Origin of the sequence: Streptomyces sp. NPDC057638 (assembly GCF_042800315.1) — a bacterium.
Lineage (GTDB): Bacteria > Actinomycetota > Actinomycetes > Streptomycetales > Streptomycetaceae > Streptomyces.
Genome location: NZ_JBHVHF010000356.1, coordinates 1 through 7,041 on the forward strand (window position 1 = coordinate 1; position 7,041 = coordinate 7,041).

Annotated in this window: 6 protein-coding genes and 1 tRNA gene; 1 reads left to right on the top strand and 6 read right to left on the bottom strand. The window is 71.0% G+C overall.

Annotated features, from left to right (window positions below; translation table 11 throughout):
- Positions 1–87: 87 nt before the first annotated feature.
- The 4 genes from ACFVIM_RS30660 to ACFVIM_RS30675 form a co-directional block, all read right to left on the bottom strand.
- Positions 88–160, bottom strand: a tRNA-His gene (locus ACFVIM_RS30660).
- Between the two features lie 105 nt (positions 161–265).
- A complete protein-coding gene (gene orn / locus ACFVIM_RS30665; RefSeq protein ID WP_384308232.1) occupies positions 266–868 on the bottom strand; it encodes an oligoribonuclease in 603 nt (200 codons plus the stop codon).
- Between the two features lie 10 nt (positions 869–878).
- Positions 879–2,084, bottom strand: coding sequence for a GlxA family transcriptional regulator (locus ACFVIM_RS30670; RefSeq protein ID WP_384308235.1), 1,206 nt, complete (start codon positions 2,082–2,084; stop codon positions 879–881).
- Between the two features lie 385 nt (positions 2,085–2,469).
- On the bottom strand, positions 2,470–2,931 hold the full coding sequence (locus ACFVIM_RS30675) for a hypothetical protein (RefSeq protein WP_384308237.1): 462 nt from the start codon (positions 2,929–2,931) through the stop codon (positions 2,470–2,472).
- A gap of 597 nt (positions 2,932–3,528) precedes the next feature.
- Here ACFVIM_RS30675 and ACFVIM_RS30680 point away from each other — a divergent pair.
- Positions 3,529–4,050, top strand: a complete 522-nt coding sequence (locus ACFVIM_RS30680) for a universal stress protein (RefSeq protein WP_384308242.1) — start codon at positions 3,529–3,531, stop codon at positions 4,048–4,050.
- Positions 4,051–4,391: 341 nt separating this feature from the next.
- Here the strand turns inward: ACFVIM_RS30680 and glmS are convergent, their stop codons facing one another.
- Positions 4,392–6,209 (bottom strand): glutamine--fructose-6-phosphate transaminase (isomerizing), encoded by a 1,818-nt coding sequence (glmS, locus tag ACFVIM_RS30685; RefSeq protein ID WP_384308240.1) that lies wholly within the window; start codon positions 6,207–6,209, stop codon positions 4,392–4,394.
- A 116-nt stretch (positions 6,210–6,325) separates the two neighbouring features.
- A complete protein-coding gene (locus ACFVIM_RS30690; protein WP_384308245.1) occupies positions 6,326–6,568 on the bottom strand; it encodes a hypothetical protein in 243 nt (80 codons plus the stop codon).
- Positions 6,569–7,041: the final 473 nt, after the last annotated feature.

A 7,041-nucleotide genomic window follows, 5' to 3' on the forward strand; every position in this document is an offset into this window, starting at 1 on the left:
GCGGATCCACGTGCACCGACGGGTAGCGCTTGGCCAGCGTCGGCGCGTACATCCACGGTTGAACCGGTCAGCCCCTCAGTCGTTCAGGGTGAGTGACGGGACTTGAACCCGCGACATCCTGGACCACAACCAGGTGCTCTGCCAGCTGAGCTACACCCACCATGACCGGTCTTTTTTCTGACCGGCCGAGAAAAAGTGTACAGGGTCCGAGAGGGTGCTCGTGCCAGGGTCGTCGCGGGGCCGGGCCGGGGGTGGCCCGAGGTGCTCAGTCGCCTGGCAGGACGTGCTTGGCGGCGATGGTCTTGGCGGTGTCGGAGTCGGGTCCCGGCTGCGGTACGAAGACGGCCTCGCGGTAGTAGCGCAGCTCCGCGATGGACTCGCGGATATCGGCCAGGGCGCGGTGGTTGCCGCTCTTCTCCGGGCTGTTGAAGTAGGCCCGGGGATACCAGCGGCGGGCCAGCTCCTTGATCGAGGAGACATCGACGATCCGGTAGTGGAGATAGCGCTCCAGCTCCGTCATGTCACGGGCGAGGAAGCCGCGGTCCGTGCCGACCGAGTTCCCGCAGAGCGGGGCCTTGCCGGGCTCCCGCACATGCTCACGGATGTAGGCGAGTACGCGCTCCTCCGCTTCGGCCAGGGTGGTGCCCCCGTCCAGCTCATGGAGAAGGCCCGAGGCGGTGTGCATCTGCCGCACCACCTCGGGCATCGTCTCCAGGGCCCGGTCCGGGGGTCGGATCACGATGTCCACCCCTTCGCCGAGCACATTCAGTTCTGAGTCGGTGACCAGTGCGGCCACCTCGATGAGTGCGTCGTCCGTCAGCGAGAGACCAGTCATCTCGCAGTCGATCCAGACCATGCGATCGTTCATGACGACTACTCTATGGCGCGCTCCGGGGGCCGGGCAGGCTCGGCCTGCCGTGACCGCTCACGTACACACCCGACGGGGGTTTCCCCAGCTCGGGCGGGACGGCCGAGGTCGCCGACGGTCCAGGGACGCCCGCCGCCGCGGCGGTACGGCGCGCCTGGGGCGGCACACCCGACTCCGGCAGCGAGCCCGGGGCCGAGTCGCCCTGGGGGCGCCGCACCCGGTAGGCGGCCCGGTAGGCGGCCGGGGAGGACCCCAGCTGCCGCCGGAAGTGACCCCGCAGGGCCACCGGGGAGCGGAAGCCGCAGCGGCCCGCCACCTCGTCCACCGAGTAGTCGGACGTCTCCAGCAGCCGCTGCGCCTGGAGCACCCGCTGGGTGATCAGCCACTGGAGTGGCGCGCTGCCGGTGAGGGATCGGAATCGCCGGTCGAACGTGCGTCGGCTCATATACGCCCGTGCCGCCAGAGTCTCCACGTCGAACTGCTCATGAAGATGTTCCAGCGCCCACGAGACGACCTCGGCCAACGGGTCCGACCCGATTTCCTCTGGTAAAGACCTGTCGAGATAGCGCTCCTGACCGCCACTGCGGCGCGGCGGTACGACGAGCCTTCGGGCCAGGGCCCCGGCCGCCTCCGTACCGTGGTCGGTGCGCACGATGTGCAGACAGAGATCAATTCCGGCCGCGGTGCCCGCCGAGGTCAGCACGTCGCCGTCGTCGACGAACAGCTCGCGCGGATCCACGTGCACCGACGGGTAGCGCTTGGCCAGCGTCGGCGCGTACATCCAGTGGGTGGTGGCCGGGCGGCCGTCCAGCAGACCGGCGGCGGCGAGGACGAAGGCCCCGGTGCACAGCCCGACTATCCGGGCGCCTTCCTCATGCGCGCGGCGCAGGGCGTCGAGCGCCTCCGGCGGCGGTGGCGAGGTGATCGACCGCCAGGCCGGCACGACGACGGTTCCCGCCCTGCCGATGGCCTCCAGGCCGTACGGCGCGGTCAGTTCAAGCCCACCCGTGGTCCGCAGGGGGCCTTCCTCACCCGCGCAGACGAGCAGTCGGTAGCGCGGTACTCCGGCGTCCTGACGGTCAATTCCGAACACCGAGAGCGGGATGGAGCTCTCAAAGATGGGACCGCCGCTGAACAGCAGAACCGCGACGACTTCCCGGCGCCGACGCCCGGAGAGCTTTCGTGCTACCTCCGGTGCGGCGGAGTCCTGACTCATGACGCTAAGCCCCCCTCGGTGTTCGCGTCTCCCCGTTCTTTTCGGGCCTTTCGCTCCTGCACGTTTCCCCTCGGTTTTGCACGAGTCCCGAGCCTTCGACACTCAAGATCGAATCTACTGTGTCCCGTGGCGCCGACGTGACAAGTTCGGCATGCCCCGCTATGTCTGCCAGAGAACTTGGCGCGAAGCATTCGATCACGAAGCGTTCCACTCGTGGGCGCCGCAGGGAAGTGCGCCTCACGCGCATGGCCCGTTCCGTAGGGTGCAAGCGACGCGAATGGTCCTTTCTTCCCAGGTGGCAAGGGGGTGGGCAGGCCATTTCCCCAAGGTTGGGGTGGTAGCGCGAAGTTGGCTGAAAATATACGGGTGCGGGCGTGCGAATGGGTCAGTCTCGGGGCGGCCGCACGCTGCCGCGGCGGCCGGTCCGGGCCGTCCGCGCGCCGCGCCGCCCGGCCGGTCCGCGCTCGGCGCGGCGCAGCAGGAGCCGGCAGACGGCGGTGACGGCGGCGAGACCCAGGGCGGCGGAGACGGCCGCCACCACCGGTGTCCCCGAGAGTACGAGCGCCACGGGGACCAGCAGACAGCCGAACGACGCCCACCGGATCACCTCGCCCACCGGGTCCGGCGTCGCCGCCCGCCCGGGGGAGCCCCGCCAGACCGTCCCGGCGGCCCCCTCGCCGGTGCGGGGCCCGGCCGCGCGGCGGCGGCGCGAGGGCACGGTACGGGACGTGGGCTCCACCGGGGGACCGGGGGCCCGTGCGGGCGCGGTGCCGGGGGCGGCGTGGCGCTGGGCGGGCGGGGCGGAGAGCGGCCGGGGGCGGGACCGGGCGGAGGGGCGCGCGGGCACGGGGGGCCTCCCTGGCGGGCTGGGGGATCGCGGGCGGTCGATGGCGGATCCGGTGCCTGGTTCCCGGCCGGTGGCGCGGGGCCCGGTATCCGAGGAGACCTCGGTATCCAACGAGGGACAGGCCCTCGCGGTCACTGTGCCCCCGCCGCGCCCCACCATTCCGCGCCGCGCGCCGGGCACGCTCCGGAGCGCCCGGTCCCTCTTCCTCACGGCGTCGTGCCCCGGCCGCCTTCCGGCGCCTCCCGCTGACCCCACCCGCGCCCCGCGACCCCGTGTCGCTCCCCGGTGACTCGCCGGAGCGCCTGCGCGCGCCCCGGCGCACGGCCTGGGACCGGCCCGCGGTGTCCGGTTTCCTGCTCCCGGCGCTGCCGTACGGTGGGGCCCGGCCACACCGTACGGCCGTGGCGCCGAGCGGCATTGCCATCCGGGGGCGGCTCGGGCATGCTCCCTGGAACGCCCGATTGGACCGAACGGCCCTGGGCATGAGAGGAGTGTCGCCGTACCCTTGCGGGTATGGGCCAGGGAAGATGATTCCCGGACACAGCATCCGTTGTCATGTCGTTCCCTCCCACTGAGGACTTCTCCGCCGAGACACCCATGGCAGGTCACGAGATCCCCGAACCCGCGGACCGCAAGCAGGTGGCCGACCCCACGTCGGATCTGCGGGCGGCCGAAGAAGCACGCCATCCCTGCGATCCGGCGTTCCGGCATGGTGTCGTCGTCGGCTTCGACGGGTCCACATCGAGTGAGCGCGCGCTGGCGTACGCCATCGGGATGGCCCGGCGCTCCGGTTCCGGTCTGATCATCGTGCATGTCGCCAACCGGCTGCCGACCACCGTCTGGGCGGGGTGTGAGCCGCCCGTCTTCGTGGATGTGCCCGACCATCGCACCGAGGTCCTCGGGCTGGAGCTGGCGTGTGCGGACTATCTCTCCGAGGTGCCGTGGATCCTGGTCGAGCGCGGCGGCGACATCTGTCATGAGCTGGAGGAAGTCGGCCGCGAGTACAGCGCGGACGCGATCGTCGTCGGCTCCACACACGGCATCGTGGGCCGGATCTTCGGCTCGGTCGCCGGGCGGCTGGCCCGCCGGGCGCAGCGTCCCGTCGTCGTCATCCCCTGAGTGAGCCCTGACGGGCCATCCGCTGGAGCGGGGCATGAGGGCCGCTCAACTCCCGTACCCCGGGCGGAAACTACTCGTCCGTAGAGGTGCCGGGCGCGGTGGGCGAGGGTACAGAACGGTCGCCGGGTGGTGAGCGCCGCTGAGCGCACCCCCGGCGGACGCGCTGCCGGGTGGGGGAGTGACGGCCCCCGGCCACCGGGCCGCGCGGGCCGGGCCGCCGCTCGGACTCAGGCGTTCCGGTCGAGGAGAGTCCCCCCGCGCGCCCTGGTGGCGACGCGCGGGGGGATGGCGGTCCGCTCCCTCCGGGAACGGTGCGCGAACCGCGCTCCCGTGCGGGTGTCCTACTCGACGGTCACCGACTTCGCCAGGTTGCGCGGCTTGTCGATGTCCCGGCCCATCGCGAGGGCGGTGTGGTACGCGAAGAGCTGGAGCGGGATGCCCATCAGGATCGGGTCCAGCTCGTTCTCGTTCTTCGGCACGATGACCGTGTGGTCGGCCTTCTCCTGCTCGCGGTGGGCCACGGCGAGGATCCGGCCGCTGCGGGCCTTGATCTCCTCCAGCGCGGCCCGGTTCTTCTCCAGCAGATCGTCGTCGGGCACGATCGCCACGGTCGGCAGCGCGGGCTCGATCAGGGCCAGCGGACCGTGCTTCAGCTCGGACGCCGGATACGCCTCGGCGTGGATATACGAGATCTCCTTGAGCTTCAGCGACGCCTCCAGCGCCACCGGGTAGCCGCGCACCCGGCCGATGAACATCATCGACTGGGCGCCCGCGTACTCCTCGGCGAGCTTCTTGATGTCGTCCTCCGCCTCCAGGATCTCCGCGATCTGGGCGGGCAGGCGGCGCAGGCCCTCGATGATCCGGCGGCCCTCGGCGACGGAGAGGTCCCGGATGCGGCCGAGGTGCAGCGCCAGCAGCGCGAAGGCGACCACGGTGTTGGTGAAGCACTTGGTGGAGACGACACAGACCTCGGGGCCCGCGTGGACGTAGACACCGCCGTCGGCCTCGCGGGCGATGGCCGAGCCGACCACGTTGACCACGCCCAGCACGCGGGCGCCCTTGCGCTTGAGCTCCTGGACGGCGGCGAGCACGTCATAGGTCTCACCGGACTGGGAGACGGCGATATAGAGGGTGTCGGGGTCGACCACCGGGTTGCGGTAGCGGAACTCGGAGGCGGGCTCCGCGTCGGCGGGGATCCGGGCGAGGGACTCGATCAGCCCGGCGCCGATCATGCCCGCGTGGTACGACGTGCCGCAGCCCAGGATCTTGACCCGGCGGATCGAACGGGCCTCCCGCGCGTCCAGGTTGAGCCCGCCCAGGTGCACGGTGGAGAACCGGTCGTCGATCCGGCCCCGGAGCACCCGGTCGACGGCGTCGGCCTGCTCCGAGATCTCCTTGTGCATATACGTGTCGTGGCCGCCCATGTCGTAGGACTCGGCCTCCCACTCCACGGTGGTCGGGGTGGCCGTGGTGGTGGAGCCCTCGGTGGTGTAGGTGCGGAAGTCATCGGCCTTGAGGGTGGCCATCTCGCCGTCGTCGAGGGTGACGATCTGGCGGGTGTGGGCGACCAGGGCGGCGACGTCGGAGGCGACGAACATCTCCTTCTCGCCGATGCCGAGGACGACCGGGGAGCCGTTGCGGGCGACGACGATCCGGTCGCTGAAGTCCGCGTGCATCACCGCGATGCCGTAGGTGCCCTCGACCACCTTCAGCGCGTGGCGGACCTTCTCCTCCAGCGTCTCGGCGGCGGAGCGGGCGATGAGGTGGGTGAGGACCTCGGTGTCGGTCTCGGAGGCGAAGACCACGCCCTCGGCGGTGAGGCGGGCGCGCAGCTCGGAGGCGTTGTCGATGATGCCGTTGTGGACGACGGCGACCGCACCGTCCGGGGAGAGGTGCGGGTGGGCGTTCTCGTCGCTGGGGGCGCCATGGGTGGCCCAGCGGGTGTGGGCGATGCCGGTGGTGCCGTTGAAGCGCTTGGGGACCCGGGCCTCCAGGTCGCGGACCCGGCCCTTGGCCTTGACCAGCTTCAGACCGGTGGCCTTGGGGCTGGTGATCACCAGCCCCGCGGAGTCATAGCCGCGGTACTCCAGCCGCTGGAGGCCCTCCAGCAGCAGGGGCGCCACATCGCGCCGACCGATGTAACCGACAATTCCGCACATAGGGTTTCTGCCCCTCCATAGATCGGATGAGTGGCCGAGGGTGGTCGAGCTCTGAGCCGGATGGCGGCGCCGGGCCGCTGGGCCCCTGGTGTCGGGGGGCTTTCCCGCCCTGAGGGTCAGCCGTAGACGATGCGGCGCAGCTGGCGGAGTGAGAGCTCCGGTGGTGCCACGGCGCGGTGGGGCAGTTCGGCGGCTATCCGCTCGAAGATCTCGGCGTTCGCCAGGCCGCCGGACTGGAGTTCCCGGTGACGGCGGCGGACGTAGTCCTCGGTTCTCTCGTCGAAGTACGCCAGCACATCGAGGATGACCCGGGCCGCCTCGCCGCGCTGGAGCGTGGAGGTGCGGACCAGATGGTCGATGAGGTCGTCATGCGTGGCGGACGCCGCCGGTGGCGGGGGCGTCGAGGGCGCCGAGGGTTGCCGACGACCGGCTGGGCGTTGTTCGAGCACCCGTCGATACTGGGGGGTCACCTTGCGGTAATGCAAGAATCCTGCCCGATTTCGGGCAGGATTCAGGGCTGTATGGGGGTGTGAGGGGCCGATCGGGTGGTGTGGCGGGTGCGGGTCGGCGGGGGTGATGCAATGTTTTGGGGTGATTGTGTGGATTTGGGATTTCTGGAGGTGCCTGGGGTGAGTACAGGTGCTTGGGGGAGCTGGGCCGTGTCTGACAAATAGCGTCGTCCGCCCGAATGGGGGTCCCCCCGGACGAAGTCCAGGGGGAGGGGCCTGCGGCGTCCGGTGCTGGGGGTACTCCCCCAGGCTCCGCCCGGGAGGTGCCCCCACCGGGCCGAAGGCCCAGGGGGAAATCGCAAGGCGGTGGGGGTACCCCCGGC

What these genes read in the sequence shown, in the direction of transcription:
- orn (WP_384308232.1), bottom strand. Translation starts at nt 868, where the DNA reads ATGAACGATCGCATGGTCTGGATCGACTGCGAGATGACTGGTCTCTCG.
- ACFVIM_RS30670 (WP_384308235.1), bottom strand. Translation starts at nt 2,084, where the DNA reads ATGAGTCAGGACTCCGCCGCACCGGAGGTAGCACGAAAGCTCTCCGGG.
- glmS (WP_384308240.1), bottom strand. Translation starts at nt 6,209, where the DNA reads ATGTGCGGAATTGTCGGTTACATCGGTCGGCGCGATGTGGCGCCCCTG.
- ACFVIM_RS30680 (WP_384308242.1), top strand. Translation starts at nt 3,529, where the DNA reads ATGGCAGGTCACGAGATCCCCGAACCCGCGGACCGCAAGCAGGTGGCC.